Below are 26,090 nucleotides of genomic sequence, written 5' to 3' on the forward strand. Positions count from 1 at the left end.
TCCTTGGGGGTGAGGCGATTGACGCGGTGTCGCCAGTCATGTTAGACAGGTCACACACGAAATTGCAACTCTGATTGCACTCTACGCAACAGAGCAGCTCACGCTGCTATGAGGGCAACCACCGCGGACGAAATCACCATGGAGGACACGATCGGCATGACGACGCGAGGCGAGCCCACGCTGGACAGTCGGGCGTGGGACATGCTGCGCGCCGAGCACCTGTCCGAATTGGACAAGGCCCTTCCGGTCGCGGCCGACGGCCTCACCACCGAGGAGTTCCTCGCCACCGGTCCCCGACTCTCGGCATTCACCACACCGGTGATGACACTGGACAATTCGGCCATCGATGACAATGTGGCCGCCATGGCGGCATGGTGCACAGCGCACGGGGTCGAACTGGCGCCGCACGGGAAGACCACCATGTCACCGGTCCTCTGGGAGCGCCAATTACGCAGCGGTGCATGGGGTATCACCCTCGCCACGCCCAGTCAGGTACGCGTCGCGGTGAAATTCGGGGTGCGCCGCATCCAGCTTGCCAACGCGCTGGTGGATCCGGCCGCGTTGCAGTGGCTGGCTCGGGAGATGGCCGCCCGGTCCGACCTCGAGGTGATCACCTGGGCGGACTCGTCGGCCACCGTCGACGCGATGAACGCGGCCCTCGCCGAAATCCAGGTGGCTCGGCAGATTCCGGTGCTCGTCGAACTCGGTGCGCCCGGCGGGCGCACCGGCGCGCGTTCGGTCGATGAGGCCTCGGCGGTGGCCGAGCGCATCTCGGCCAGTGGTGCCCTGCGCCTGGCCGGGGTGTCCGGCTACGAGGGATCGCTGGCGCACGACGCGTCGGACACATCGCTCGCGCGGGTCACGAACTATCTGGAGGACATGGCCCGGCTGCACCGGCGCATCGAAGCCGAGGGACTTTACCCCGCCGAGGCCGACCTCTATGTAACTGCCGGTGGCAGTGCATATTTCGATGCCGTTGCAGATGTGCTGGCCCCGCTGGCGGACGGTCGCACACATGTCGTGGTCCGCGCCGGGGCCTACATCATCCATGATGACGGCTTCTACACCGGGATCACGCCGTTTCGCCGCGGCGACGACCAGTACCGGCTGCGCTCGGCGATGCACACCTGGGCACGGGTCGTGTCACGCCCGGAACCCAGGCTGGCGCTGCTGGACGCCGGTAAGCGCGATGTCCCGTTCGACGAGGGACTGCCGATACCCCAACTGGTCGCACCGCAGCTCGGCGCGCCCGCACGTCCGCTCGCGGATGCGGAGATCGTGGCCGTCAACGATCAGCACGCGTTCCTGACCATCCCGCCCGCCTCCGATATCCGTGTGGGCGACGTTGTGAGACTGGGGCTTTCCCACCCGTGCACGGCGTTCGACAAGTGGAGATGGATCCCGGTCGTGACGCCGGACGAGACCGATCCCGTCGTCATCGACCTGATCCGCACCTACTTCTGATCCGGATCTGTCATGCGCACCCTGATTCGCTCCGCCACCGTCATCGACGGCACCGAGGCGGCCCGGTACCACGCCGATGTGCTGGTCGAAGATGACCGCATCGGCGCCATCCTCACCGATCCCGCGGACTCCCCGAGGGCCGACCGGGTGATCGACGCCGACGGACTGGTGCTCGCACCCGGATTCATCGACATGCACGCGCATTCCGATCTGCAGATCCTGCTCAACCCGCAGCACCCGTCGCGGATCACCCAGGGAGTCACCACCGAGGTGCTCGGGCAGGACGGGCTGTCGTATGCACCGGTGACCTCCGACGTGCTTGCCGTCGTGCGCCGCAAGATCGCCGGCTGGAACACCGACCCCGCCGATTTCGATTTCAACTGGCGGTCCGTTGCCGAGTACCTGGACCGCTTGGACCGCGGGATCGCGACCAACGTGGCGTATCTCGTACCGCACGGTGTGGTGCGTGCGCTGGTGGTCGGCTGGGACGACGTCCCGGCAAGCGCCCAGCAGATCGCCCAGATGCAGGAGATCGTGGCCCAGGCCATGGCCGAGGGGGCCGTCGGGTTATCGGCCGGATTGACCTATACGCCGGGCATGTACGCCGACAACGACGAACTCCACGCGCTGTGCCGGACGGTGGCGTCGTACGGCGGTTACTTCTCCCCACACCACCGGTCCTACGGCGCGGGTGCGATGGAGGCCTACGCCGAGATGGTCGACCTCGCCGTCAGGTCGGGCTGTGCCCTGCATCTGGCCCACGCCACGCTCAACTTCGGCCCGAACAAGGGCCGGGCACCGGAACTCCTGGCCCTGCTGGATTCCGCGGCTGAGGCGGGCGCCGACATCAGCCTCGACACCTACCCCTATCTGCCCGGGGCCACCACGCTGTCCGCGATCCTGCCGAGCTGGGCGTCCGCAGGCAGCACCGAGCAGACGATGGCCCGGCTCACCGACCCCGCCGCGCTGGCACGCATCCGGGAGCGGCTGGAGGTCAGCGGCTCCGACGGCTGTCACGGGGTGACCGCCGAGTGGGACACGATCGAGATCAGCGGCGTCACACATCAGGAACTGGACCACTACGTGGGCCGCACCATCGCACAGATCGCCGCGGAACAGGGCCGCGATGCATTCGACGTGTGCATCGACATCCTGCTGCGCGATGAACTCTGCAGCGGCATCCTGCAGCACGTCGGACACGAGGAGAACGTTCAGGCGATCATGCGGCACCCCCGCCACACCGGGGGCAGCGACGGGCTGTTGGTCGGGTCGAAGCCGCACCCCCGGGGATGGGGAACGTTCGCCCGGTATCTGGGTCACTACTGCCGCGACCTGGGCCTGTTCTCGCTCGAGGAGTGCGTCGGCCACCTCAGCGGCCGGGCGGCCACCCGGCTGCGTCTGGTCGATCGCGGATTCATCCGCCCGGGGTTTGCGGCTGATCTGGCGCTGTTCGATCCCGATACGGTTGCTGATACCGCCACTTACAGCCAACCCCGCACCGCGGCAACAGGATTCACTCATGTCCTGGTGCGAGGACAGTTGGTTCTCGATGACGGAGAACTCACCGGCGTGACAGCTGGACGGTCGCTGCGCCGCAGCGTGGGTGGAGGTGTGCAATGACAGAACTCGACGTGCTGCGGGCGGATCGCGTGCTCAGCGTAGTCCGGGCCGAGATCATCCCCGACGCGGCCGATCTGTGCCACGCGCTCGCGGCGGGCGGTATCCGCACGGTCGAGCTGACCTTCACCACCCCCGGCGTACTCGGGCACCTGCGGTCCTGCGCCGAATCGGTGTCCCGGGCTGGGATCGCCCTCGGCGTCGGCACCGTGATGACTGCCGATCAAGCCCGCGACGCGATCGACGCCGGTGCGCGTTTCCTGGTCACTCCCGGCCTTCGACCCGAGGTCGCCGAGGTCGCGACATCCAGTTCGGTACCGGTATTCCTGGGCGCCCTCACCCCGACCGAAGTGGCACAAGCGGTCGATCTCGGATCCGCTGCGGTGAAGATCTTCCCGGCCGGCAGCATGGGCCCGAAGTACCTGTCCGATCTACACGGGCCGTACCCGGAGGTCGAGTTGCTGCCGTCGGGCGGGATCAACGACGGCAACGCCCGGTCGTACCTCGACGCGGGCGCCGTCGCCGTGTGCGCGGGTACCGGCGTCGTCCCACCGGCACATGTCGCGGCCGGGAACTGGGCGGAAATCACCAACCGGGCAAAGAGTTTCGTCGCCGCACTGTCGCGCTGAGTCCAGTCCCCACCTCACACCGTTCCTGGTCCACATCCCGGAGGATCCATGACCTCGTTCGTGCATTGGCTGCAACACGACACCGCCGGCCTGCTGACGCTGGCCGCAGTGTCCATTGCGGTGCTGCTGCTGTTGATCATCAAGCTCAAGCTCGAGCCGTTCATCGCCCTGATCGTTGTCAGCATCGCGGTCGCGCTGATCGCCGGGATTCCCGTCGCCCAACTGGTCGGCACACCCGCCAAAGCATCGGATTCCTTGTTGGAGAAGGGGTTCGGCAGCATCCTCGGCCACATCACGGTGATCATCGGGCTCGGCACCGTGCTCGGGGCGATGCTCGAGAGGTCCGGCGGCGCTGACGCGCTGACCACCCGGTTGCTGAACCTGTTCGGACCCAAGGGCGCTCCGCTCGCGATGGGCCTGACCGGTTTGGTGCTCGGCATCCCCATCTTCTTCGACATCGGCATCTTCATCCTGGCTCCGCTGGTGTACGTGGCAGCCAAGCGCGGCGGCAGATCGCTGGTGATGTACGCGCTGCCGATGCTCGCCGGCCTGTCGATGACACACGCATTCCTGCCGCCGCACCCCGGTCCTGTCGCTGCGGCCGGTCTGCTGCACGTCAGCCTGGGATGGATCATCATCATGGGCCTCGCCTGCGGTATCCCGGCCTGGCTGGTCAGTGGCGTGGTGTGGGGATCGTGGATCGGCAAGCGCGTTCAGGTCGCCGTGCCGGACGAGTTCATCCCCGAGGAGGACGAGGCCGACACCACCAATCCCCCGTCGATCGCGCTGATCGCCTTCATCATCCTGGCCCCGATGGCGCTTATCCTGGCCGCGACCATCGCCGATGTCGTGCTCGACGGCGGCCGACTTCTGTCGGCGCTGACCCTGGTCGGTACCCCGGCTGTCGCACTCACCATCGCGGTGATTCTGGCGCTCTACCTGTTGGGAATCCGGCGCGGCATCTCGGCCACCGAACTCGGCAAGATCAGCGCGGCTTCCCTGCGTCCGGTCGGCATGATCCTGCTGGTGGTAGGTGCCGGCGCGTTCTTCGGTGCGGTGTTGCGCGCCACCGGAATCGGTACCGCGCTGGCCGACTCGATGACGGCGATCGGCCTGCCGGTGATCCTGTCGGCCTACCTGATCAGCTGCGCGCTGCGGATCGCACAGGGCTCGGCGACGGTGGCGATCGTGACGACGGCCGGCATCATCGAAGGGTCGATCGCCGCCGGGAACTACAGCCCGGCACAGATCGCGCTGATCGTGGTCGCGGTGTCGGCCGGGTCCATCGTCGCCAGCCACGTCAACGACGGTGGATTCTGGATCGTGTCACGGTATTTCAACATGTCGGTGAAGGACACCCTCAAGACATGGACCGTGCTGGAGACCATCCTGTCGGTGGTCGGGTTCGCCATGGCCGGCCTGATCTGGCTGGTCGTGTGACGCGCGAACCCTAGGAAATCATGTGCCGGCCCGGGTGCGCGTCCTGCCATCCGGCCATCGCGGCATCCCAGTCGGGGCCGTCGAGCGCGGTGAGCGCGGCCGGGAACAGCCCGTCCTCTTCTTTGGCGATGTGGACGTAGAGCTCCTCGACCTCCGTGCGAACCCGAGCCTGATCAGCGGGATCGGCCAGGTCGACCACCTCTAGGAACGCGGCCAGCTCGCGGTGTTCGGCCACCAACGGATCGATGTGCTCGGCGTAGAGCTCGTCGGTGTGCATCACCGCGAACAGCCCGTTCTCCTCACCCTGCCAATGGGAGCGCAACTCCTCGAACATCTCCCCCAGCCGCTTTCGGGCCACGTCCAGCTCACCGCGGTCCAGGGCGCGCACCGCTTCGCGGCCGTGGTCGACCGCCCGCTCGTGCTCGGCGATGTAATCCCGCAGCAGCGGCATGTCCCGGCAACCGCAGTATTGGCACATGGCTCGTCCTCCGGCGATTTCGGCGTGTCCATCGACCCTAGACCGACTGCCCGTCTCCACGAGTGGAGCATGCGAGGGGCTAGTGGATTCGGGGAGCTGCTCTGAGACCTAGTCGCTCCGGTGGGCGCGGGCGCTCTGATACAGACAGATCGACGCGGCCGAGGCAATGTTGAGGCTCTCGGAGTGACCGGGCATGGGAATGTGCACCCGGTGATCGGCTGCCGAGGCCAATTCGGTTGGCAGGCCGTGGGCTTCGGGGCCGAACAGCCAGGCGGTGGGCTGCACCAGGTCGCCGACATCGAGCTCGTCGAGGCTGACCTCGCCGTCGACCGTGGTGGCCAGCACCTGCAACCCGGCGGCCTGCAGCCGCGCAACCGTTGCCGCCTCATCGGGCTCGTCGATCACCGGCAGCGAGAAGATGCTGCCGGCCGACGCCCGGAGGCACTTGCTGTTGTAGGGGTCGACGCTGTCGCCTGCCAGCACCACCGCGTCGGCGCCCATCGCGTCGGCAGTCCGGATCAACGTACCGGCGTTGCCCGGCTCCGAGATCCGCACGGCGACCGCAACCAGTCGAGGCGCGGCAGTCAGAACGTCACCGAGTGAGACCTCCGGCAGCCGGCACACCGCCACCAGGCCGACCGGGGTAACCGTGTCCGACAACGCTTTTGCCGCGCGCTCGGTGACCAACTGCACCGGCGCATCGGCCAGCAGCGCACCGAAACGGTCAAGCGCGGCCTCGGTCGCGAACACCTCGGAAACAAGTCCGCGCCGCAGCGCCGCCTCGACGAGGTTGGGCCCCTCGGCAAGGAAGCGTGCGGCGCGGCGACGTGCGACGGTGCGCTGCAGCTTTACGGCTGCGGCGACGCGGTCAGCCCGCTCGGTGAGCGGAGTGTTCAGGCGGCCTCGCCCGAAGGAGCGTTGACGTCTTCCGGCAGCGCGGCCTTGGCGACCTCGACCAGCGCGGTGAACGCGGCGGCGTCGCTGACGGCGATCTCGGCCAGGTTCTTGCGGTCCACCTCGACACCAGCGGCCTTGAGGCCCTGGATCAGGCGGTTGTAGGTGATGTCGTTGGCGCGGGCCGCAGCGTTGATACGCGAGATCCACAGCTTGCGGAACTCACCCTTGCGGGCGCGGCGGTCGCGGTAGGCGTAGGTCAGCGAATGCAGCTGCTGTTCCTTGGCCTTGCGGTACAGGCGGGACCGCTGGCCCCGGTAGCCCTTCGAGGCCTTGAGTACGGTACGCCGCTTCTTCTGGGCGTTGAGTGCGCGCTTCACGCGTGCCATGGGATGTTCCTATTCTCGTTCGGTACGGGGAGCGGCAGGTCTAGCCGTTGAGCAACTTGTTGACACGCTTGGTGTCGTTGGCTGCAACCACGGTGCGGCCGTCAAGCCGGCGGGTGCGCTTGGTGGCCTTGTGCTCCAGCAGGTGGCGGCGGCCGGCCTTCTGGCGCACGATCTTGCCGGTCCCGGTCTTGCGGAAGCGCTTCGATGCTCCGCTGTGGGTCTTCGCCTTGGGCATGAATCCTCAGTTCTGTGTTGAAACTAGTTCTGCGTAACGTCTGGTTCTTCTGGTGCGGCTGGTGCGGCCTGCTGCCCGCCCGGGCGCTCGGCCTGCTCTGCCGCCTTGGCGCGAGTCTTCGCGCCGCGGTGCGGTGCCAGCACCATCGTCATGTTGCGGCCGTCCTGCTTGGCTGACGTCTCGACGAAGCCGTAATCGGCGACATCGGCGCCGAGCCGCTGCAGCAACCGGTATCCGAGTTCGGGCCGGGACTGCTCACGTCCACGGAACATGATGGTCACCTTGACCTTGGACCCGGCTTCGAGGAAGCGGACCACATGGCCCTTCTTCGTCTCATAGTCATGGTCGTCGATCTTGGGACGCAGCTTTTGTTCCTTGACGACGGTCTGCTGCTGGTTCTTGCGAGACTCGCGCTCCTTGAGTGCCGTCTCGTACTTGAACTTGCCGTAATCCATGATCTTGCAGACCGGGGGCTTAGCGGCTGGTGCAACTTCGACGAGGTCGAGATCGGCATCCGCGGCGACGCGGAGAGCATCTTCGATGCGCACGATCCCTACCTGCTCGCCGTTCGGTCCGATCAGGCGGACTTCAGGTACGCGGATGCGCTCGTTGATGCGGGTCTCAGTGCTGATGGGGCCTCCTATGTTGGGTCTGCTGAGGAGACCCACCCATCCGCACTTCTGCCCTGTAGAACAGAAAAAGCCCTGCTCAAAGCAGGGCCCAATGCCGACCGATCACGGCTTGCGCCGCCTGCAGCTCCATAGCTGGAGCACAGAACCGGCGTCCGAGGACACCGGCGACCGGACCGTTGTACCAGTGTGGCCAACGGTGGGAGTGGGACTCCACTTGCTGTCCCTGACATAAGCCGGGACGGTCGCGCATGACAGTCTAGCAGCTATGACGGATCCGACCGAAACGCCCGACGAAGTGACGCCGCAGCTACGGGAGCTTGCCGACATTCCCGCGGTGGAAGTGATCACCCGGGCGGCGGTCATGTTGATGAGCGCCGCAGCCGAGAAGATCGGGCTCTCGGCCGAGGACCCCGAGGATAGTCCCCACCGTGATCTCGACGAGGCCCGCCGCCTCATCACCGCACTCGCCGGGCTCGTCACCGCGTCGGCCGAATACCTGGGACCCCACGCGGGCCCGGTGCGCGACGGCCTCAAGAGCCTGCAGTTGGCATTCCGGGAAGCCAGCGCGGCGCCCGAAGAACCGGGCAAAGGCCCAGGCGAGAAGTACACCGGCCCAGTCTGGTAGCCGGGCACGGCGGTGTCTGTGCGCGGGCTCAACCCAATTGACGGGTTGAGCGCCTATTCTCCGGGCGTATGACCGTCATCAGCCGCGGCAACCGCACCGGGGTCCAGCCCGCGTCGAGGTTCTCCTGGGTTCCAGCAGCAGCCGGCTGGATCGTCGGGGTGATCGCCACCCTGTCGCTGATCGCCAGTGTGTCGCCGGCGGTGCGTTGGTTGATCCAGGTGCCGCGAGAGTTCGTCAACGACTACATCTTCAACTTTCCCGACACCAGCTTCGCGTGGGCGTTCGTGCTCGCGTTGCTGGCCGCCGCGCTGGCCGCCCGTAAGCGGATCGCCTGGTGGATCCTGGTGCTGTACATGGTCGGCGCCATCGGCTGGAACCTCGGCGATCTCGCAGCCGGTGGCGATCCCGTCGCCGACGATGTCGGCGAGGTCATCGGCGTGGTGTTCCACGTGGCCGCCATCGCCGCGCTGGTCCTGGCCCGTAATCAGTTCTGGGCGAAGGTCCGCCGCGGCGCCCTGCTCAAATCCGCCGTCGTACTGGTCGCGGGCATGGCGATCGGCATCTTGGCCGCTTGGGCGCTGCTGGAACTCTTCCCCGGCACCCTCGCCCCGGAGTGGCGGCTGCTGTACGCGGTCAACCGGGTCAGCGGCTTCGCCACCGTGCCGACCGAGGTTTTCGAGGGCTATTCGCACACCTTCCTCAACGCGATCTTCGGTTTGTTCGGCGCGTTGGCGCTGATGGCCGCGGCGGTGGTGCTGTTCCAGTCACAACGGGCCTCAAATGCGCTCACCGGTGAGGACGAATCGGCGATCCGCGGCCTGCTGGAGATCTACGGCAAGAACGATTCGCTGGGGTACTTCGCCACACGCCGAGACAAGTCGGTGGTGTTCGCCCCCAACGGCCGGGCCGCGATCGCCTACCGCGTCGAGGTGGGCGTGTGTCTGGCCGGCGGCGATCCGGTCGGTGATCCCAAGGCGTGGCCCCAGGCGATCGCGGCCTGGCTGCAGCTGTGCCAGACCTACGGATGGGCGCCGGGTGTGATGGGCGCCAGTTCAACTGCGGCCGAGGCGTTCCGGGCGGCCGGGCTCAACGCGCTGCAGCTCGGCGACGAAGCCATCCTGTACCCGGACCACTTCCGGCTGTCCGGGCCCGATATGCGCGCCGTGCGGCAGGCGGTCACCCGAGCCCGGCGCGCCGGTACCTCGGTGCGCATGCGGCGCCACCGCGAACTGGACCAGGCCGAGATGGCCGAGGTGATCCGGCGTGCCGACGCCTGGCGGGACACCGAGACCGAACGCGGCTTCTCGATGGCGCTGGGCCGGCTCGGCGATCCGGCCGACGGTGACTGCCTGCTCGTCGAGGCGGTGCAGCATAAGGACGGCGAACCAGAAAATTCAGAACCCGAGGTGGTCGCGTTGCTGTCGCTGGTGCCGTGGGGTGCCAACGGTGTCTCGCTCGACGTCATGCGCCGCTCCCCGCAATCCCCCAACGGCACCATCGAGCTGATGGTCAGCGAACTGTGCATGCAGTCCGAAGGCATTGGCGTCAGCCGCATTTCACTCAATTTCGCGATGTTCCGGTCGGCATTCCAGCAGGGGGCACAGCTGGGCGCCGGCCCGGTGGCCCGGCTGTGGCGAGGCCTGTTGGTGTTCTTCTCCCGGTGGTGGCAGCTGGAGACGCTGTACCGCTCGAACATGAAGTACCAGCCCCAGTGGGTTCCCCGGTACGCCTGCTACGAGGACGCCCGGTTGATCCCGCGGGTCGGGGTGGCCTCGGTGATCGCCGAGGGATTCCTGGTGCTGCCGTTTTCCCGGCGAAACAAACAGCACACCGGCGAGCACGTCGCGGCCCCGGCGGATCTGGTGGGTTCGGGCCGGTTGCACCACGACGGCAGCGCACCGGACCTCTCCGGGCTGCCGATCGATCTGGTCGGCGGCGACGATCAACAACGGCTACCCGAGCAGGTGCGGGTCCGGATGGCCAAGCTGCGCCAGTTGCAGGCCGGCGGCGTGGACGCCTATCCGGTGGGCCAGGCCCCGAGCCACACCATTGGGGCTGCACTGGAGGCCGGCGACGGCGACGACGTGACCGTGGCCGGGCGAATCCTGCGGGTCCGGGACTACGGCGGCGTGCTGTTCGCCCAGTTGCGCGATTGGTCCGGCGAAGTTCAATTGCTGCTCGACAACGCGCGCCTGACCCAGGCACGCACCGCCGACTTCACCGCGACCATCGACCTGGGTGACCTGATCGAGGTCAGCGGTGCGATGGGCCGCAGCCGCAACGGCACCCAGTCGCTACTGGTCGACAGTTGGCGGTTGATCGGCAAGTGCCTGCGCCCGCTGCCGGACAAGTGGAAGGGCCTGACCGACCAGGAGGCCCGGGTGCGGGCCCGCTACGTGGACCTCGCGGTCAACACCGAGGCACGAGACCTGATCCGGGCCCGCAGCGGCGCACTGCATGCCATCCGGGAGACGTTGTACGCCAAGGGTTTCCTCGAGGTCGAAACCCCGATCCTGCAACAGATCCACGGCGGTGCCAACGCCCGGCCGTTCCTGACCCACATCAACGCCTACGACCTGGACCTGTATCTGCGGATCGCGCCCGAGCTCTACCTCAAGCGGCTGTGCGTCGGCGGCGTCGAGCGGGTCTTCGAACTGGGCCGCGCCTTCCGCAACGAGGGCGTGGACTTCAGCCACAACCCGGAGTTCACCCTGCTGGAGGCCTACCAGGCCCACGCCGACTACAACGTATGGATCGACGGCTGCCGCGAGCTGATCCAGAACGCCGCCCAGGCCGCCAACGGGGCCCAGGTCTTCCAACGGCCGCGCGCCGACGGAGTCCTTGAGCCCGTCGACATCTCGGGCCAGTGGGCGGTCAAGACCGTGCACGACGCGGTGTCGGAAGCCCTCGGCGAGCACATCACCGTCGCGACCGACCTGGCCACGCTGCGCCGGCTCTGCGATGCGGCGCACATCCCCTACCTGACCCACTGGGACGCCGGGGCCGTGGTGTTGGAGATGTACGAGCACCTCGTCGAGGACCGCACCGAAGAACCCACGTTCTACAAGGACTTCCCGACCTCGGTGTCCCCGCTGACCCGGCCGCACCGCAGCATCCCGGGAGTTGCCGAACGCTGGGATCTGGTGGCCTGGGGCGTCGAACTGGGCACCGCCTACAGCGAGCTCACCGACCCCGTCGAACAGCGCCGCCGGTTACAGGAGCAATCGTTGCTGGCCGCGGGCGGTGACCCCGAGGCGATGGAACTCGACGAGGATTTCCTGCAGGCCATGGAGTACGCCATGCCGCCGACTGGAGGTCTCGGCATGGGCGTGGACCGTGTGGTCATGGTGATAACTGGCCGTAGCATCCGCGAAACACTGCCGTTTCCCCTGGCCAAACCTCGTTAGCAGGCTCCTCACAGCCGATCCCAAGATTGGGCGACGACGATATTGCTGTGACCTTCACTCACCACCTGTCCTTGATGCACGGCTGGGTTCCGACCAGCATCCAAGTCATCACCGCCGTGGTGTTGATCGCCGCAATCGGCTGGCGTACCCGCCGCTGGGCGCTCATCTGGCTGCCGTTCGCCGCCGCGGTGGGCGGCATCCTCGTTCTGGGCACCAACTGGTACATCGAGTCCGAGGGGCTGGCGGACAACCCGGCGCCGCGGTCCATGTGGGTGTGGATCGCGCTGACGGGCGTGGCGATCGTGGTCCTGGCTGCCGGCTGGCGCGGTAGCCAGTGGTGGCGGCGCGGTACCGCCGTCATGGCAGTGCCGCTGACGCTGCTGTGCACGGCACTGGCGCTGAACCTGTGGGTCGGTTACTTCCCGTGGGTGCAGACGGCATGGAACCAGTTGACTGCCGGTCCACTACCCGACCAGACCGATCAGGTCACGGTGACCGCCATGCAGCGCCAGGGCACCATCCCCGCCAAGGGCAGCGTGGTCCCCGTCGAAATCCCCAACACCGCTTCGGGTTTCCGGCATCGCGGTGAGTACGTGTACCTGCCGCCGGCGTGGTTCGCTTCCAACCCCGCTCCGCAGTTGCCGACCGTGATGATGATCGGCGGTGAGTTCAACACCCCGGCCGACTGGATGCGGGCCGGCAACGTGATCAAGACGATGGACGACTTCGCCGCCGCCCACCACGGGTACGCGCCGGTGCTGGCGTTCGTCGACCCGGGCGGCACCTTCAACAACGACACCGAATGCGTCAATGGCAAGCGCGGGAACTCCGCCGACCATCTCACCAAAGACGTTGTCCCATATATGAACAGCCACTACGGGGTGAAACCGACGGCCTCGGGCTGGGGCATCGTCGGCTGGTCCATGGGCGGCACCTGCGCGGTGGACCTGGCGGTCATGCACCCCGAACTGTTCAGCGCGTTCGTCGACATCGCCGGTGACGTCGGCCCGAACTCGGGAACCAAGGCGCAGACCATCGACCGTCTGTTCGGCGGCAACACCGCCGCGTGGGACTCGTTCGACCCGAGCACGGTGATCAACCGACACGGCCCGTACGACCAGATGGCCGGCTGGTTCGACGTCAACGACACATCCACGCCAGGCAAGCCCGCAGCCCGCACGAACGATCAGGCCAAGGCCGCCAACACCCTGTGTGCGCTCGGTTCGAAACACGGCATCGCCTGCGCGGTGGTGACCCACCAGGGCACCCACGACTGGCCGTTCGCCAGCCACGCGTTCACGGCCGCCCTGCCGTGGCTGGCCGGCGTGATCGGCACCCCGCAGGCGCCCGCGGTCGGATTGCCGCAGTCGTCGCCGTCCGCGGCGTTCATCCAGACTTCCGCCAAATAGCGATCAGTAGTCCGATTCGGCCGCGCGGACCTCAGCGAGGAAGGCATCGGGAACCGCGGCGAGCCGCGAATTGGAAACTGCCGCGGCGAGCCGTCCCCGCGCGAACGCTCGCACCCGGTCCCGCGCCTCCGCGGACTCGGCGGCGCCCCCGGCGCCGACCCGCACCGCGGTGCGTGCCCAATCCAGGTTCCAGGCCTGGGTGTCGGTGAGACGCCGCCCCTCCGGATCGTGCAGCTCCAGCACCGCGCGACCCGCGGAATCGAGGAAACCGGAAGCGTCGCAACCGTTACTGCGTACTTCCACCTCGACACCCAGCGGTGAATCGGGCCCGGAAAGCGCCACCTGCACCTCCGCTGCGACCCGCGCACCGTCCCCCAGCACCGACCACTCGAGAGTGTCCTCGGCAGCGTCGAACACCCCGGGGGGTACCGCCGACCATTCCACGGCGGCGACCCCGCGCGCGATCAGGCCCGCAGCCTTCGCACCGTCGCCGGTGCCGGCCGCCAGGGCGTAGTCGTCCCGCTGCGGTTCCGCTTCGAGTGTGTCCGGCCAGTCCAAGCCGATCTCACCGGCCAGCTCGCGACATTCCTCGACCAGTGCCACAATCCTCGGATCACCGGATACGGCAAGAGAATTCAACATACCCAGGTGCGGCGCCAACAGGCCTGCGACGTCGGAATCCAGGGTGTCGTCGGTGAAGAAGTCTTCGGCGGCCACCGTCAACAGCGCCAGTTCGGCATCGAGTACCGGGCGCTCCAGCGCCGCGATGCCGGCCCGGTCGCTGGCCGGCCACCACCGGCGCAGCCAGTGCCCGATCGCCAACCGCCGCAAGGTGTCCGTCGTTCCGGGCAGCACCTCGACCCCGGCCAGGTCGAGCGGTTGTCCCGGCTCGCGGTGTCGCACTGCATCCAGCAGCGCGACATGACCCGACTCGCCGAGCACTCGCCAGAGCCAGTCCGCGCGCTCCGGATCGGTGAACGTGATCGACGGCGAGGCGTCGCCGTCGATCACCCACGACAGGACGGTGCCGCTGACCTCCAGCACCGCGACCAGAGGAACCTCGTCGGCCACCGGGCCACTGCTCCACAGGCGGCCGTCTGCACCCAATTTCACTCTGCCACCTGCACTTCCAGCATCGCCTTGATCCGCTGCCGGTGATCCAGGCTGACCGATCTGGCCACGCCTTCCAGCAGCGACCGCAGGTCGTCGACGTCCGCGCAGGACTCCTGCCAGACATCTCGGCCGTGCAACCGCGCCCACAGGCGGCTCAGATAGGGGCGGCGGAAGGCAGCGAGATCGTCGATGACCTGCCGCTGGCGCGGGTGCACCGCGGTACCGGCCGTCAGGTAGCGGCGGGCATGCAGCACATACGCCTCCTTGGCCAGCCGGGCCTGGATGCGCGCCGACAGCTGGTAGCGTGCCGCGGCCGACGCATCGAGCGGGCGCAGGTCGGTGGCCACCTCGATGCCGACCACAAGCCCGGCCTGCTTGTCCTCGGCGAGCAGCCCCCACGGCGCGCAGGACCGGTCCACCTCCTCGGCGCACAGCAGCGGGATGTCCGGCAGTTCGTCGCGGTCCAGTGCCCGGCGCAATGTCGCCCGCACGCGATCTACGACGCTGCGGTCCAGCGGGCGGTCGCCCTCGGCCGGGCCGTTGATCGACGGGTGCCGTTGTGGCAACACCGAACTCAGCCCGATGTCGACGACCGACCAGGGCAGCTCGGTGTCCTGGTGCCGCACCCCGGCGCCCAGGTTGTACGGCGTGGCGTCGGCCACCAGCGCTGACCACACTCGCCCGCGGGCGGCCTCGGCACGGTGACTGTCGGCCGGGCCCAGCACGGTCGCCAGGCCGGCGAAGAACGGGCCGGTGATAGCGTCGGAGGCGACCACGTCATGCCAGCTACGGTCGAGTTGGCGACGTAACCGGTCGATGACGTGCGGATCGGCCACGTGCTGGTTGAGTGCCTCGGTGGCGGTACGGCCACGGCCCTGATGGAGGTCGGCCAGCACCTCCGTCGCAACGTCCGTCTTGTCTGAGGCCGGCGCGCCTCGGGTCACGGCAAGTTCGAAACACACCGGGAAGTACAGCTCCTGGGCATTGCCTGCGGTGATGCGAAGCCGTCGGCGCTGCTGTTTGAGCTCGGCGAACCAAGCGGCGGCGGCGCGCAGATGTGGCCCGCAGCTGATCATCTGCGCGTGCAGTTCAGCAGCCACCTCGGGAGCCAGTACCGGTGCCGAATAGTGGGTGTTGCTGCGCAGCCTGAGCACCAGCGGGTCGATGATCCGTTTGACCGTCCGGCGCAGCGGTCCGCCGTCGTCGCCGCTGAACACCTCGACGCCGGGGCCGAGCGCGCGCCAGGCCCGGTCGATCACCGCGCGGCGCGGTTGGGCGGCCCGCACACCCGAATCGGGGCCGGCCTGCGCCCCAGACGTTTCGGACCCGATGCTCACCGGCACCAGGATAGAGGCGTCGAAGTTGGGTTCGGTAGCGGTCGCTCGGCCGGACCCTTGGGGACATGACCGACGCCGTGCTGCTCACCGTCCTGTGCCTGTTCTGCGCCGGCGCCGCGCTGACCGCCACCCGCCGGGCGCGGTGTATCTGCCGGAACGACGAGGCCGACGAGCGTCTGGTCACCCTCGGGGAGTTGGTGGCCGAATTCGACCACATGCTGGTCCGCAAGGGACTCATGACCCGGGTGCAGCTCGAGCTGATCCGCACTGGGACCCGGTCGCGCGGAATCGTCACCGGAATGCGGGCCACCGGGACCATCCGTGAGGACTACCGCGAGGTCGAACTCGACCTGATGGTCAGCCGGCGTGGCGGCGGCCAGTTCCCGGTGCGTCAGCGCGCGCTGATCCCGGCATCGGCGCTGGCGAAGGTCTCCCCGGGCAACGTGATCGATGCGTACTACCGGCCGGGCGATGAGAGCTCCGTGGCGGTCTGCGTGGCCCCGACCTGACTCAGCGGACGCCGTCGACGGTGAACGTGACCAGTGCGGCCCAGTGCAGGGGGCTGGCCGTCCGGTCGCCGTCACGCCACCGGCGCATCATGGCCCGCTGCCAGCGGTTCACCGCCAGGCCCGCGTCATCGTCGCGGTGTGCCAGATCCACCCCGACGATGGTGTCGGTCATCGGATCGGCCTGTGCCGGACTGAATTGACGGAATCCGGCCGTAGTCGGCAGCGACCACAGAGTCGCTGTCACCAGTTGCGCGCCACCCAGGATCATCGCGGCAACCAATCCGGCCGCCTCGTCGAACCGGTAGTCGCCGCCGGATGCGCACGCCAGCAACGCCACTCGGGGTGGGATCGGCAGCTGCGTCGCGATCATCTCCCCCGCGGTCAGCGGCCGCCCCTCGGCCAGGTGCAGCGCCGCACGATCGGCGTGCCCGGCGGCACCGTCAGCGGCACTGGCGTGCCCGACGTAGAGCAAGCGGCTCGGGTCCTGTGCGCAGGCGTCGGCCAACCACCGCCGGTCGGTATCGGTACGCCGGAACAGCTCGACGGCCGCGTCGACCTTCGGCAGGACGGCGTGACCGGCCACCAGCTCACCGAAATGCTCCGACAGCGGCGTCTGCGGTGACGGGCGGCCCAGCACCGAGCCGAGGGCAGAATCCGGTCGCTGCCCGGGAATGCGGGGATCCAGTACCAATACCGGCGGGCGGTCGAGGCGTTCCGGCCAATGGGCGGGACGGCGCGGCGCATGAACGATGTTGGGCGGCACCGCCATCAGCACGTCCACCAACTCCATCAGCCGGAAGCCGTCGGGACCCGGCATCGCCAGCTGCCCCCAGGGCACCCGGCCCAACCGCGGGCTCGGCGTCACGAAGAGCGCCGGACGGACATCGGCGACGCAATCGGCCAGCAGTTGCCAGCCGTCGATCCCGATCAGGTGCGAACCGAGCAGGCGGGCCAGTTCGAGTTCGGTCTCCGGGGTGGCGAACGCGCCGGTGACCACGGCCCGTTCGACTGCCTCGGCCGGCGTTTCGGTACCGATCGGATCAGGCAGCGCCGGGTTGAGTACGGCCTCCACCGCCTCCATGTGCGGTTCCTCGATCACCCAGGTGACCGAGCGTTGCGGCTCCCCCACCACGCGCAGGCTGACATAGGTCGCGATGCCGACGTCGGCGAACCGGAGTACCAGGGTGTCGGTCACGGCCACGTCGTCCATTCCGCGCCAGGTGCGGTGACGTCGCGCCCATACCGCTGTAGCGCCAGCGCCCGGTAGTGGCTCAATATCGGACCCGAACTCGGGTCGATCCGCAGCGGGGGCAATGGGCCGAGCCTGGTCAGTGCGCCTTCGCCGCCGACCGGTGCCGCGGCGGCCGCGACCGCGAGTTGCGGTGCGAGTTCGGCCTCGACCGGTACGACCGCCGTGGCGGTTTCGGTCCATTCGGCGGCCGGACCCGGCTCATCCGCTCGATTGGTGCTGAAAGTTCCTCGTGCGCTGTGGTATTCGATCAGTTCACAGGTCAGCTCGGTATTGTCCGATTCCCAGGCCACCGCGAATGCTCCCGCCATCAAGGGAGCCGCAACACCGCTGGCCCACCGGGCCCGCGCCCCGGCGTCGGTGATCGTGTATCGCACCGAATCTACCGCCAGCGCCGCCGGGACCTTCAGGTCGGCGGCCCGGTCCAGCTTGACCATCGCACGGCGGTATTCCGGTGTGCCCGGCGCACAGTCGACCACGGCGAGTCCCGCCGCGTGGCGGGCCTCGACCTCGCTCCAGTCCTGGCCGGGTTCGCCGACGCCGTCAAAACCCATCTCGACGAGCGCATCGGCACGCCAGATGTTGCCGAGGTGGGCATCCAACCGCGCGTACTGCAACCAGCTGTGCCGCGGCGAGGCGTCCAGAAACTCCCGGGCCTGAGCCACCAGACCGGCGGCCTCGTCGAAGGCTCCCCGGAAGATGGCGATCCAGCTGCGCTGCAACAGGATCCGGTGAATGTGGATCGGCTTGCCCAGCTCCCGCCAGTGCCGCTCGGCGTGCTCCCAGCATTGATCGGCTTCCTGCAAGTGGCCGATTCCCACCCGGATCAGTCCGAAGTACAGCCAGCTCCGGGATACGTCGTGGGCGCGGGCGTGATCGGCGATCACCGGATAGGCCTCGGTCAGCAGGCCCTGGGTCTCGGCGTACCGACCGGCCGACCAGGCCGCGGCCCCCCGCTCGAGCTGGGCGCGGGCGGTGGCGAGTTTCCAGTCCCGAGCCTGCGCACGGGCACCGGCCCGGCGCAACCACGGCTCGGCCTCGTCGAGGCGACCGGACTCGATGCAGAACCGACCGTAGCCCAGCGCCCCGCTGACAAACAGGTGATCGGCTTCGGCGTCGGCGGCGTCGGGTCCGGCATTCCGCAGGACGTCGAGCACCTCGGCCCACACCGGCACCGACGCCGCATACAGGTCGTCGTCGCACAAGCTGCTCGCGATCAGAATCCTGGTGTGGCAGGTCAGGTTCCGATGTTCTGGCTGCAGATCGTCGAAATCCCCACCGGTGTCGATCAGAGTCTCCAGATGCGCTGCGGCACCCTCATGATCGCCGCGGGCGGCAGCCAGTCCGGCGTCGAGGAACTCCACCCGGCGGGTGTAGCGGCAGATCATGTGATCGATCTCGGAGTCGGACATGGTGACCTCTGCCGCGAGGTCGGGCCGTTGCCCCGCCCGGATCGAGAGGTAGATCGCCAGGCAGTCCCGGATCCGGGAAATACTTTCCACCACACCCTCATACGCGGTGCGCACCAGGTAATTCTCACCGAGTTGGGCGAACACCTCGAGTGCGTAGTCGTCGCGGTCGGCCTGCTCGATCCGGGGCAGCAGCGGGACCAGGAGATCGTGGGCAGCACCCTCGTCGGCGGCCAGCGCCAGGTGACGGGCGCGTTCGAGATCGCCGACGATGGTCACCCCTGCACCATATAAAAGGGGCGGGCGTGCCCGGCACGAGGTCCGCCAGGCACGCCCGCCATGTCGGGAGATCAGCTGCAGGACACCGTGATGGTGAACGGCTTGTTGATCATCCCGGCCATCGGGTTCTTCATGTCGGCGCCCGATGCTTCACCGGTGATGGTGTAGGTGTCGCCGTCGACCTTGACCTCGGCCGAGCCGACCTTGACGCCCATGGCCTCGCTGACCGCCAACGCGCTGCCGTCGTAGACCAGGCCCAACGACTCGACCTTCGGAGTGGCTTCGTCGGTCATCACCAAACCGAGGCCCTGCTGGCCCCCGACCGCGCCGCTGGCCACGTTGATCTTGCCGCCCTGCTTCACACACGTGACCGAGTTCAGGTCGAGGCCCGCCAGGTCCGAACCGTCGACCTTGACCTGGGTGTTGCCCCCGGTGCTGACCTTGGATTCGCCGGCGGGCTGGTTCGCCGACGCAGCGGGCTTGTCGGCAGGCTTGTCGTTCGAGCACCCCACCAGCACCGCACCGGTCGCGAGCAGTCCCATGGCTCCGGCGATCACTCGATTCATGGTCATTGCGTATTCCCCTTCGTTTCACGTTGCCCCGATGGCTCCGTCGTGTCCCGAAGTCTTGGCGGGCCCAAGTGCTACCGATCCCAAGAAATGTCGGTCGCCGCAGGTAACGTGGATTTCGTGACGAAGGACCCAGCGCAGCCGGATCAACCCGAAGAAACCGGGACAGCCGAGGCTCCCGAGGTGGTGGAGGGCGAGATCGTTCCCGCGGCTCCGACCACCCCGCCGACCACCCCGCTGGCCGGACCGGTCACCGGGTCCGTCTCTGAGCCGGCCGACACCGGCTACACCGCCGCCGGGGTTCCGACGTTCGATGCAGTGCGGGAGAAGATCGAAACCCGCTACGGCACCGCGATCGGGTCGGCGGAGCTGGCATCCGAGACGCCCGAGGGCCGCTCCATCGAGGAGCAGTACGAGAAGCGCCAGCAGGCAGCGGCCGAGCGCCTACAGCAGATCCGTGAGTCCATGCACAAGCCGGATGACGCCTGATTCGTGCGCACCTTCACCGTCGCCGAGCGCCGCGCCCGGCTGGCGCGGCGTCACTTCCTGAGCCGTCCGGCATCTTCCGTCGCCGCCACCGTTGGTGCCTTCGTCGGACTGCACGCGACTGACCCCTCAACGCCCTACCTGTCCCTGTGGGCGCGGCGGCCCGGTTTCACCACCGACAATCTGGACCAGGAACTGTACGAGCGGCGCACGGTGCTCAAACACCTTGCGATGCGCCGCACGCTCTGGATCGTCCGCGCCGGGGACCTGCCGCTGGTGCAGGCCGGGGCCAGTGACCGGGTGGCCGGCAACGAGCACCGCAAACTCGTCGGCGATGTGGAGAAGGCCGGGGTCGCCGCCGACGGAGCCCAGTGGGTCGCCACCGCGTGCCAGGCCGTCCTGGCCCATCTGCGCGAGCACGGGCCGACCGCCGCCGCGCAACTGCGCACCGCGCTGCCCGAACTGGCCGGCAGTTTCAACCCGGCACCGGGAAAGCGCTGGGGCGGTGAAACTCCGCTTTCTCCAAGGGTTTTGACGGTTCTCGGGGTGCGTGGGGAGATTGTGCGCGGTCCCAACGACGGCGCCTGGACCACCTCACGGCCGCGATGGACGATGATCTCCGACTGGCTCGGAACACCCGAACCGGCAGCCGACCCCGACCATGCCCGCGCCGAGCTGGTGCGCACCTGGTTGCAGACATTCGGCCCGGCCACGGTCACCGACATCAAATGGTGGTTCGGCAACACCCTGACCTGGGCGCGTCACGCGTTGCGCGATATCGGCGCGGTCGAGGTGGATCTGGACGGAACACCCGGTTACGTCCTGCCCGACGACCTCGACAGCGAGCCGGAACCCGAGCCGTGGGCAGCTCTGCTCCCGGGCCTGGACGTCACCACAATGGGATGGTTCGACCGCGACTGGTACCTCGGCGGTCATCGCTCGCAGGTGTTCGACACCAACGGCAACGGCGGGCCCACCGCATGGTGGAACGGCCGGATCGTGGGCGGCTGGGGTCAGGACGCCGACGGCCGCGTCGGGCTGCACCTGCTCGAGGAGATCGGCCGGGACGGCATCCGCGCGCTGGAGCAGCGCGCGGATGCGCTGACCGACTGGCTGGCCGGGGTGCGCGCCAATCCCCGGTTCCCTTCCCCGCTGTCGAAGCGCTGATGCGCGGCGCGAGTTGGGTACTGCTGGCGCTGACCGGATGCGCTGTACTCGGCCTGCTCTACGGGTCGAGTTTTCCCGGCGAACCGTCTGACGCCTTCTATTTCGCTGCACTGGCCCTGGTTCCGCTGTTCGTCAGCTGGTGCGTCGTGGGTATCGCACTGCGACGCAAGGCCGGACGGTGGGACCGGGTGCTGATGGTGGCAAGTCCGGCGCTGGTCATCACAGGCATCGTGCTGGTCTGCACAAGCGTGCCGCTGCACCTGCATTGGCGAATGGCGCAACCGTCGTTCGACCGGGCCCTGCAGACATTCACCGGTGACGCCGCCTTCGGCAGACACCCCGGCCACATCGCCGGCTACCCCATCGAGTACATCGCACGCCGGACCGACAACTTCGTCGACTTCACCTACCGCGACGATCAGAACGGCTGGAACGGCTTCGCCTACAGCGTCGATGGCAACGCGCCGCAGACCGAACACAAGTCGTCGGGCGACTATGTCATCGCCTCGGCGAAACGGCTTGGCGCACACTGGTTCGCGTTCCAGAGCTACCACACCATGCACTGACCGTCAGGCGCTGGCCTTACGCCGCTTGGGTTTCGGCGCCGGTACATCGATCAGCTCGGCGAGGAACTTGCCGGTGTAGCTGTCCGGATTCGCTGCGACATCCTCGGGTGTGCCCTGCGCGACGACCGTGCCGCCCCCGGCCCCGCCCTCGGGTCCCATGTCCACGATCCAGTCCGAAGTCTTGATCACGTCGAGGTTGTGCTCGATGACGATCACCGTATTACCTTTGTCGACAAGGCCGTTGATCACCTTGAGCAACTTTCTGATGTCCTCGAAGTGCAGGCCGGTGGTCGGCTCGTCGAGGATGTAGACGGTGCGCCCGGTGGAGCGCTTCTGTAGTTCGGCGGCAAGCTTGACGCGTTGCGCCTCGCCACCGGACAGCGTGGGCGCCGGCTGCCCCAGCCGCACATAACCCAGGCCGACGTCGACGAGGGTCTTGAGATAGCGGTGGATGGAGGAGATTGGCTCGAAGAACTCGGTGGCATCCTCGATCGACATGTCCAGCACCTCGGCGATGGTCTTGTGCTTGTAGTGCACCTCGAGGGTTTCCCGGTTGTATCGCGCGCCCTGGCACACCTCGCACGGCACATACACGTCGGGCAGGAAGTTCATCTCGATCTTGATGGTGCCGTCGCCCGAGCAGGCCTCGCACCGACCGCCCTTGACGTTGAACGAGAACCGCCCGGGCTGATAGCCGCGGACCTTGGCCTCGGTGGTGGCGGCGAACAGTGACCGGATCTTGTCGAACACGCCGGTGTAGGTGGCCGCGTTGGAGCGCGGCGTGCGGCCGATGGGTGACTGGTCGACGCGGACCAGCTTGTCGAGCTGGTCGAGCCCGTTCACCCGGGTGTGCCGGCCCGGCACCTGCCGGGCACCGTTGAGCTTGTTCGCCATCACCGAGGCCAGGATGTCGTTGACCAGAGTCGACTTGCCTGAGCCGGAGACGCCGGTGACGGAGGTGAGCACGCCGAGCGGGAACGCGACGTCGATCTCCCTGAGGTTGTTCTCCCGCGCCCCCACAACTGTGACCTGGCGACGCTTGTCGGTGGGCCGCCGGATGGCCGGGACCTCGATGCTCTCCTTACCGGAAAGATAAGCACCGGTGAGGGATTCGGGGTTGGTCAGCAGATCCGCATACGTTCCGCTGTGCACGATCCGGCCGCCGTGCTCACCGGCCGCCGGGCCGATGTCCACCACCCAGTCGGCGTGCGCGATGGTGTCAAGGTCGTGTTCGACGACAATCAGCGTGTTACCCAGTTCGCGCAACCGGACCAGGGTGTCGATGAGCCTGCGGTTGTCGCGCTGGTGCAGGCCGATGGACGGCTCGTCGAGCACGTAGAGCACGCCGACCAGCCCGGAGCCGATCTGGGTGGCCAGCCGGATGCGCTGCGCCTCCCCGCCCGACAGCGTCGCCGCGGCCCGCGACAGCGACAGGTAATCGAGCCCGACGTCGAGGAGGAACCCGAGGCGCGACTGGATCTCCTTGAGCACCTGACCCGCGATGGCCTGCTCGCGCGTCCCCAGCGTGAGGGCATTCAAGAATTCCGCGCAGTCGGCGATCGATAGCTCGGCCACCTGGGCGATCGACTTGGCGCCGAGCTCCCCCGCGGCCATCGTCACCGCGAGAATCTCGGGCTTGAGTCGCGTGCCGTTGCACTCCGGACAGGGGATGTCGCGCATGAAGCCCTCGTAGCGTTCCTTCATCTGCTCCGAGTCGGTCTGCTCCATGCGCCGCGCCAGGAAGGCCATCACGCCTTCGAAGTCCGCGTAATAGGACCGGGTGCGGCCGTAGCGGTTCTTGTACCGGACGTGGACCTGGTGATCCGAACCTTCCAGGATCGCCTTGCGCGCCTTGGCCGGCAGTTTCTTCCACGGAGTGTCGATGTCGAATCCGAGCTGATCACCGAGCCCGGACAACATCCGGGTGAAGTACTCGGCGCTCTGTCCCACGGCCCATGGCGCGATGGCGCCGCCGGCCAGGGTCAGCTCCGGGTCGGGCACGACCAGTTCGGGGTCGACCTCTTTGCGGATACCGAGGCCCGTGCACTCCGGGCACGCGCCGTACGGCGAGTTGAACGAGAACGACCGGGGTTCCAGATCGTCGACGGCCAGCGGGTGCCCGTTGGGGCAGGCCAGCTTCTCGGAGAAGCGTTGCTCCCGGTGCGGATGGTCGTCCTCACGGTCGACGAACTCGAGTACGACGATGCCGTCGGCCAGGCTCAGCGCGGTCTCCACCGAGTCGGTGAGCCGCTGCTTGGAGCTGGCCTTGACCGTCAACCGGTCAACGACCACCTCGATGTCGTGCTTTTCCTGCTTCTTGAGCTTCGGCGGATCGGTCAGCGAATGCACCACGCCGTCCACCCGCACCCGGCTGTAGCCCTGGGTGTTGAGCTTCTCGAACAGGTCGACGAACTCACCCTTGCGGGTGCGGACCACCGGGGCCAGCACCTGGAAACGCAGGCCCTCATCCATGGCCAGGACCTGGTCGACGATCTGCTGCGGGGTCTGCCGGGCGATGCGCTCACCACACACCGGGCAGTGCGGGGTGCCCGCGCGGGCGTACAGCAGCCGCAGGTAGTCGTAGACCTCGGTGATGGTGCCCACGGTCGAGCGCGGGTTGCGGTTGGTCGACTTCTGATCGATGGACACCGCAGGCGAGAGGCCCTCGATGAAATCGACATCCGGCTTGTCCATCTGGCCGAGGAACTGCCGGGCGTAGGCCGACAGCGACTCGACATAGCGGCGCTGCCCCTCGGCGAAGATGGTGTCGAACGCCAATGAGGATTTGCCGGACCCGGACAGGCCGGTGAACACGATCAGCGCATCACGCGGCAGATCGAGGTCGACTCCTCGCAGATTGTGCTCGCGGGCACCCTTCACGATCAGGCGGTCAGCCACGCGTTTCCTTTCCCACGACAGACTTCACGCCCATGCTATGTGCGCCCACCGACAAGCCGGATACGGTGGCGCTATGACCAGCCCTCACATCGCGGTTGACGACACCTACACCGGTCACCAGGAGCCAGGCACCGCCGCCCGGCGCACCCTGCCGAACGCCTCGATCATCAAGGTGTCGGTGGGCCCGATGGACAACAACGCCTACCTGGTGACCTGCAATTCCACCGGTGAAACACTGCTGATCGACGCCGCAAACGACGCCGAGGTGCTGCTGGACGTGATCAAGCAGCAGGCACCCAAGTTGTCCCTGATCGTCACCAGCCACCAGCACTTCGACCACTGGCAGGCGCTGGAAGCTGTGGCAGAGGTCACCGGGGCGCCGACGGCCGCACACTCCCTTGACGCCGAACCTCTGCCGGTGACCCCGGACCGGATCCTGGCCGACGGCGACACCATCACGATCGGCGACCTGACGTTCGACGTGATCCACCTCCAGGGTCACACCGAGGGGTCGGTCGCCCTGGCCCTGCGCGGGGCCGACGGGGTGACCCACCTGTTCACCGGCGACTGCCTGTTTCCCGGCGGAGTCGGCAAGACCTGGCAGCCCGGTGACTTCGAGCGGCTACTGGGTGATGTGAGCGCCAAGGTGTTCGACGTCTACGACGACGGCACAGTGGTGTACCCCGGCCACGGAGACGACACCACGCTCGGCGCCGAACGTCCCCATCTCGGGGAGTGGCGCGAGCGCGGTTGGTAGTCGGCAGCCGGTGTGGCTCAGCTGGTGTGGACGATGAGCACGTCGGTCTTGGACCGTCGTGCCACGTTCGCGGGCACCGAGCCCAGGAGACGGCCGGCAATCGTGCTCAGGCCGACGTTGCCGACCACCAGCAGATCCGCCTGGACGTCCTCGGCCAACTCGACGAGGGCATCGACGGGAGCGCCGACTACCGGCCGCTCTTCGATGTCGGTGGCGCCGGCGGCCTTCGCACGATCGGTCGCCTCGCGGAGGATGGCGTAGATCGGCGCATTGCCCGCCATCTTGTAGCCCTCTTCCTTGAGTACATCGGCGGCACGCTGGTCTTCGCTCTGGGGGAAGTACGCGGTTGCCACGATCAGCTTGGCATTCGACCCGGCGGCAATCAGACCCGCGCGGTCGACTGCACGCAACGACGAATCAGATCCGTCCGTGCCGACCACCACGGTTCGATACGCGCTCATCAATACCCTCCCACTGTCAGTTGCAACGCCACCCGAGACAGTAACCCGTCGCCCGCTGACCAGGGGTGCAA

At 67.7% G+C, this 26,090-nt stretch carries 24 protein-coding genes; 12 read left to right on the plus strand and 12 right to left on the minus strand.

All coding sequences use genetic code 11. The features are described from left to right. The first annotated feature begins 156 nt into the window (after window positions 1–156). From AB0I14_RS15835 to AB0I14_RS15850, 4 genes are read left to right on the plus strand one after another with little or no spacing between them, the layout of a single operon-like run. Window positions 157–1,464, plus strand: coding sequence for an amino acid deaminase (locus AB0I14_RS15835; RefSeq protein ID WP_358024297.1), 1,308 nt, complete (start codon window positions 157–159; stop codon window positions 1,462–1,464). A 12-nt stretch (window positions 1,465–1,476) separates the two neighbouring features. Then, entirely contained in the window at window positions 1,477–3,084 is a 1,608-nt protein-coding gene (locus AB0I14_RS15840) for a D-aminoacylase (RefSeq protein WP_358022989.1), read from the plus strand. Continuing rightward, complete coding sequence (locus AB0I14_RS15845; RefSeq protein ID WP_358022992.1) at window positions 3,081–3,710, plus strand: bifunctional 4-hydroxy-2-oxoglutarate aldolase/2-dehydro-3-deoxy-phosphogluconate aldolase; 630 nt, start codon at window positions 3,081–3,083, stop codon at window positions 3,708–3,710. Before AB0I14_RS15840 ends, AB0I14_RS15845 begins: the two co-directional genes overlap by 4 nt. 48 nt (window positions 3,711–3,758) lie before the next feature. Next, on the plus strand, window positions 3,759–5,150 hold the full coding sequence (locus tag AB0I14_RS15850; protein WP_358022995.1) for a gluconate:H+ symporter: 1,392 nt from the start codon (window positions 3,759–3,761) through the stop codon (window positions 5,148–5,150). 10 nt (window positions 5,151–5,160) lie between these two features. On the opposite strand, the gene AB0I14_RS15855 is transcribed toward AB0I14_RS15850, so the two are convergent. The 5 genes from AB0I14_RS15855 to infC all read right to left on the minus strand — a co-directional run bounded on the left by AB0I14_RS15855 (window position 5,161) and on the right by infC (window position 7,778). Further along, window positions 5,161–5,628, minus strand: coding sequence for a hemerythrin domain-containing protein (locus AB0I14_RS15855; RefSeq protein WP_358022998.1), 468 nt, complete (start codon window positions 5,626–5,628; stop codon window positions 5,161–5,163). Window positions 5,629–5,736: 108 nt separating this feature from the next. After that, window positions 5,737–6,525 carry an RNA methyltransferase gene (locus tag AB0I14_RS15860; RefSeq protein WP_358024301.1) on the minus strand — a complete coding sequence of 263 codons (789 nt, stop codon included), beginning with the start codon at window positions 6,523–6,525 and terminating at the stop codon, window positions 5,737–5,739. Further along, window positions 6,522–6,911, minus strand: a complete 390-nt coding sequence (gene rplT, locus AB0I14_RS15865; RefSeq protein ID WP_003885175.1) for a 50S ribosomal protein L20 — start codon at window positions 6,909–6,911, stop codon at window positions 6,522–6,524. Before rplT ends, AB0I14_RS15860 begins: the two co-directional genes overlap by 4 nt. 40 nt (window positions 6,912–6,951) lie before the next feature. Then, a complete protein-coding gene (gene rpmI, locus AB0I14_RS15870) occupies window positions 6,952–7,146 on the minus strand; it encodes a 50S ribosomal protein L35 (protein WP_036449598.1) in 195 nt (64 codons plus the stop codon). Between the two features lie 23 nt (window positions 7,147–7,169). Further along, on the minus strand, window positions 7,170–7,778 hold the full coding sequence (gene infC, locus AB0I14_RS15875; protein WP_234788048.1) for a translation initiation factor IF-3: 609 nt from the start codon (window positions 7,776–7,778) through the stop codon (window positions 7,170–7,172). Window positions 7,779–8,043: 265 nt separating this feature from the next. On the opposite strand from infC, the gene AB0I14_RS15880 reads away from it, so the two are divergent. The 3 genes from AB0I14_RS15880 to AB0I14_RS15890 all read left to right on the plus strand — a co-directional run bounded on the left by AB0I14_RS15880 (window position 8,044) and on the right by AB0I14_RS15890 (window position 13,219). Further along, complete coding sequence (locus AB0I14_RS15880) at window positions 8,044–8,403, plus strand: DUF1844 domain-containing protein (protein WP_358023004.1); 360 nt, start codon at window positions 8,044–8,046, stop codon at window positions 8,401–8,403. Window positions 8,404–8,471: 68 nt separating this feature from the next. After that, entirely contained in the window at window positions 8,472–11,810 is a 3,339-nt protein-coding gene (lysX, locus tag AB0I14_RS15885) for a bifunctional lysylphosphatidylglycerol synthetase/lysine--tRNA ligase LysX (RefSeq protein ID WP_358023008.1), read from the plus strand. 47 nt (window positions 11,811–11,857) lie between these two features. Further along, a complete protein-coding gene (locus AB0I14_RS15890) occupies window positions 11,858–13,219 on the plus strand; it encodes an alpha/beta hydrolase-fold protein (RefSeq protein WP_358023011.1) in 1,362 nt (453 codons plus the stop codon). Between the two features lie 3 nt (window positions 13,220–13,222). On the opposite strand, the gene AB0I14_RS15895 is transcribed toward AB0I14_RS15890, so the two are convergent. Together AB0I14_RS15895 and AB0I14_RS15900 are read right to left on the minus strand one after the other, a co-directional pair. Continuing rightward, window positions 13,223–14,332, minus strand: coding sequence for a hypothetical protein (locus AB0I14_RS15895; RefSeq protein ID WP_358023014.1), 1,110 nt, complete (start codon window positions 14,330–14,332; stop codon window positions 13,223–13,225). Next, entirely contained in the window at window positions 14,329–15,618 is a 1,290-nt protein-coding gene (locus AB0I14_RS15900; protein ID WP_358024305.1) for a hypothetical protein, read from the minus strand. Before AB0I14_RS15900 ends, AB0I14_RS15895 begins: the two co-directional genes overlap by 4 nt. A 116-nt stretch (window positions 15,619–15,734) precedes the next feature. Between AB0I14_RS15900 and AB0I14_RS15905 the strand changes: the two genes are divergently transcribed. Beyond that, the gene (locus AB0I14_RS15905) at window positions 15,735–16,178 is read left to right on the plus strand and encodes a hypothetical protein (protein ID WP_358023017.1); all 444 of its coding nucleotides are present in this window, start codon (window positions 15,735–15,737) and stop codon (window positions 16,176–16,178) included. Between the two features lies 1 nt (window position 16,179). On the opposite strand, the gene AB0I14_RS15910 is transcribed toward AB0I14_RS15905, so the two are convergent. From AB0I14_RS15910 to AB0I14_RS15920, 3 genes are all read right to left on the minus strand, one after another. Next, window positions 16,180–17,388 carry a CHAT domain-containing protein gene (locus tag AB0I14_RS15910; protein WP_358023020.1) on the minus strand — a complete coding sequence of 403 codons (1,209 nt, stop codon included), beginning with the start codon at window positions 17,386–17,388 and terminating at the stop codon, window positions 16,180–16,182. Further along, a complete protein-coding gene (locus AB0I14_RS15915; RefSeq protein WP_358023023.1) occupies window positions 17,370–19,115 on the minus strand; it encodes a hypothetical protein in 1,746 nt (581 codons plus the stop codon). Before AB0I14_RS15915 ends, AB0I14_RS15910 begins: the two co-directional genes overlap by 19 nt. A gap of 71 nt (window positions 19,116–19,186) precedes the next feature. Further along, window positions 19,187–19,681: a lipoprotein LpqH gene (locus tag AB0I14_RS15920; protein ID WP_358024308.1), complete on the minus strand. Its 495-nt coding sequence runs from the start codon at window positions 19,679–19,681 to the stop codon at window positions 19,187–19,189. 240 nt (window positions 19,682–19,921) lie between these two features. Here AB0I14_RS15920 and AB0I14_RS15925 point away from each other — a divergent pair, with 240 nt between their 5' ends. Genes AB0I14_RS15925 through AB0I14_RS15935 form a run of 3 tightly spaced genes read left to right on the plus strand, consistent with a single transcriptional unit; the run spans window position 19,922 to window position 21,903 of the window. Beyond that, window positions 19,922–20,173 carry a hypothetical protein gene (locus AB0I14_RS15925; RefSeq protein ID WP_358024311.1) on the plus strand — a complete coding sequence of 84 codons (252 nt, stop codon included), beginning with the start codon at window positions 19,922–19,924 and terminating at the stop codon, window positions 20,171–20,173. Between the two features lie 3 nt (window positions 20,174–20,176). Beyond that, window positions 20,177–21,337: a winged helix DNA-binding domain-containing protein gene (locus AB0I14_RS15930; protein WP_358023026.1), complete on the plus strand. Its 1,161-nt coding sequence runs from the start codon at window positions 20,177–20,179 to the stop codon at window positions 21,335–21,337. Then, window positions 21,337–21,903, plus strand: coding sequence for a hypothetical protein (locus AB0I14_RS15935; protein ID WP_358023029.1), 567 nt, complete (start codon window positions 21,337–21,339; stop codon window positions 21,901–21,903). The genes AB0I14_RS15930 and AB0I14_RS15935 overlap by 1 nt, the downstream gene beginning before the upstream one ends. A 3-nt stretch (window positions 21,904–21,906) precedes the next feature. On the opposite strand, the gene uvrA is transcribed toward AB0I14_RS15935, so the two are convergent. Further along, window positions 21,907–24,801, minus strand: a complete 2,895-nt coding sequence (gene uvrA / locus AB0I14_RS15940) for an excinuclease ABC subunit UvrA (RefSeq protein ID WP_358023032.1) — start codon at window positions 24,799–24,801, stop codon at window positions 21,907–21,909. A gap of 73 nt (window positions 24,802–24,874) precedes the next feature. Here uvrA and AB0I14_RS15945 point away from each other — a divergent pair, with 73 nt between their 5' ends. Beyond that, window positions 24,875–25,558, plus strand: a complete 684-nt coding sequence (locus tag AB0I14_RS15945; RefSeq protein WP_358023035.1) for an MBL fold metallo-hydrolase — start codon at window positions 24,875–24,877, stop codon at window positions 25,556–25,558. A gap of 17 nt (window positions 25,559–25,575) precedes the next feature. Here AB0I14_RS15945 and AB0I14_RS15950 read toward each other — a convergent pair whose 3' ends face one another. Then, on the minus strand, window positions 25,576–26,019 hold the full coding sequence (locus AB0I14_RS15950; protein WP_166904919.1) for a universal stress protein: 444 nt from the start codon (window positions 26,017–26,019) through the stop codon (window positions 25,576–25,578). Window positions 26,020–26,090 lie beyond the last annotated feature (71 nt).

Source organism: Mycobacterium sp. NPDC050441 (assembly GCF_040655355.1).
Lineage (GTDB): Bacteria > Actinomycetota > Actinomycetes > Mycobacteriales > Mycobacteriaceae > Mycobacterium.

What these genes read in the sequence shown, in the direction of transcription:
- AB0I14_RS15910 (WP_358023020.1), bottom strand. Translation starts at nt 17,388, where the DNA reads ATGGACGACGTGGCCGTGACCGACACCCTGGTACTCCGGTTCGCCGAC.
- AB0I14_RS15835 (WP_358024297.1), top strand. Translation starts at nt 157, where the DNA reads ATGACGACGCGAGGCGAGCCCACGCTGGACAGTCGGGCGTGGGACATG.
- AB0I14_RS15920 (WP_358024308.1), bottom strand. Translation starts at nt 19,681, where the DNA reads ATGAATCGAGTGATCGCCGGAGCCATGGGACTGCTCGCGACCGGTGCG.
- AB0I14_RS15950 (WP_166904919.1), bottom strand. Translation starts at nt 26,019, where the DNA reads ATGAGCGCGTATCGAACCGTGGTGGTCGGCACGGACGGATCTGATTCG.
- AB0I14_RS15850 (WP_358022995.1), top strand. Translation starts at nt 3,759, where the DNA reads ATGACCTCGTTCGTGCATTGGCTGCAACACGACACCGCCGGCCTGCTG.
- rpmI (WP_036449598.1), bottom strand. Translation starts at nt 7,146, where the DNA reads ATGCCCAAGGCGAAGACCCACAGCGGAGCATCGAAGCGCTTCCGCAAG.
- AB0I14_RS15905 (WP_358023017.1), top strand. Translation starts at nt 15,735, where the DNA reads ATGACCGACGCCGTGCTGCTCACCGTCCTGTGCCTGTTCTGCGCCGGC.
- rplT (WP_003885175.1), bottom strand. Translation starts at nt 6,911, where the DNA reads ATGGCACGCGTGAAGCGCGCACTCAACGCCCAGAAGAAGCGGCGTACC.
- AB0I14_RS15880 (WP_358023004.1), top strand. Translation starts at nt 8,044, where the DNA reads ATGACGGATCCGACCGAAACGCCCGACGAAGTGACGCCGCAGCTACGG.
- AB0I14_RS15840 (WP_358022989.1), top strand. Translation starts at nt 1,477, where the DNA reads ATGCGCACCCTGATTCGCTCCGCCACCGTCATCGACGGCACCGAGGCG.
- lysX (WP_358023008.1), top strand. Translation starts at nt 8,472, where the DNA reads ATGACCGTCATCAGCCGCGGCAACCGCACCGGGGTCCAGCCCGCGTCG.
- AB0I14_RS15845 (WP_358022992.1), top strand. Translation starts at nt 3,081, where the DNA reads ATGACAGAACTCGACGTGCTGCGGGCGGATCGCGTGCTCAGCGTAGTC.
- AB0I14_RS15935 (WP_358023029.1), top strand. Translation starts at nt 21,337, where the DNA reads ATGCGCGGCGCGAGTTGGGTACTGCTGGCGCTGACCGGATGCGCTGTA.
- AB0I14_RS15945 (WP_358023035.1), top strand. Translation starts at nt 24,875, where the DNA reads ATGACCAGCCCTCACATCGCGGTTGACGACACCTACACCGGTCACCAG.
- AB0I14_RS15855 (WP_358022998.1), bottom strand. Translation starts at nt 5,628, where the DNA reads ATGTGCCAATACTGCGGTTGCCGGGACATGCCGCTGCTGCGGGATTAC.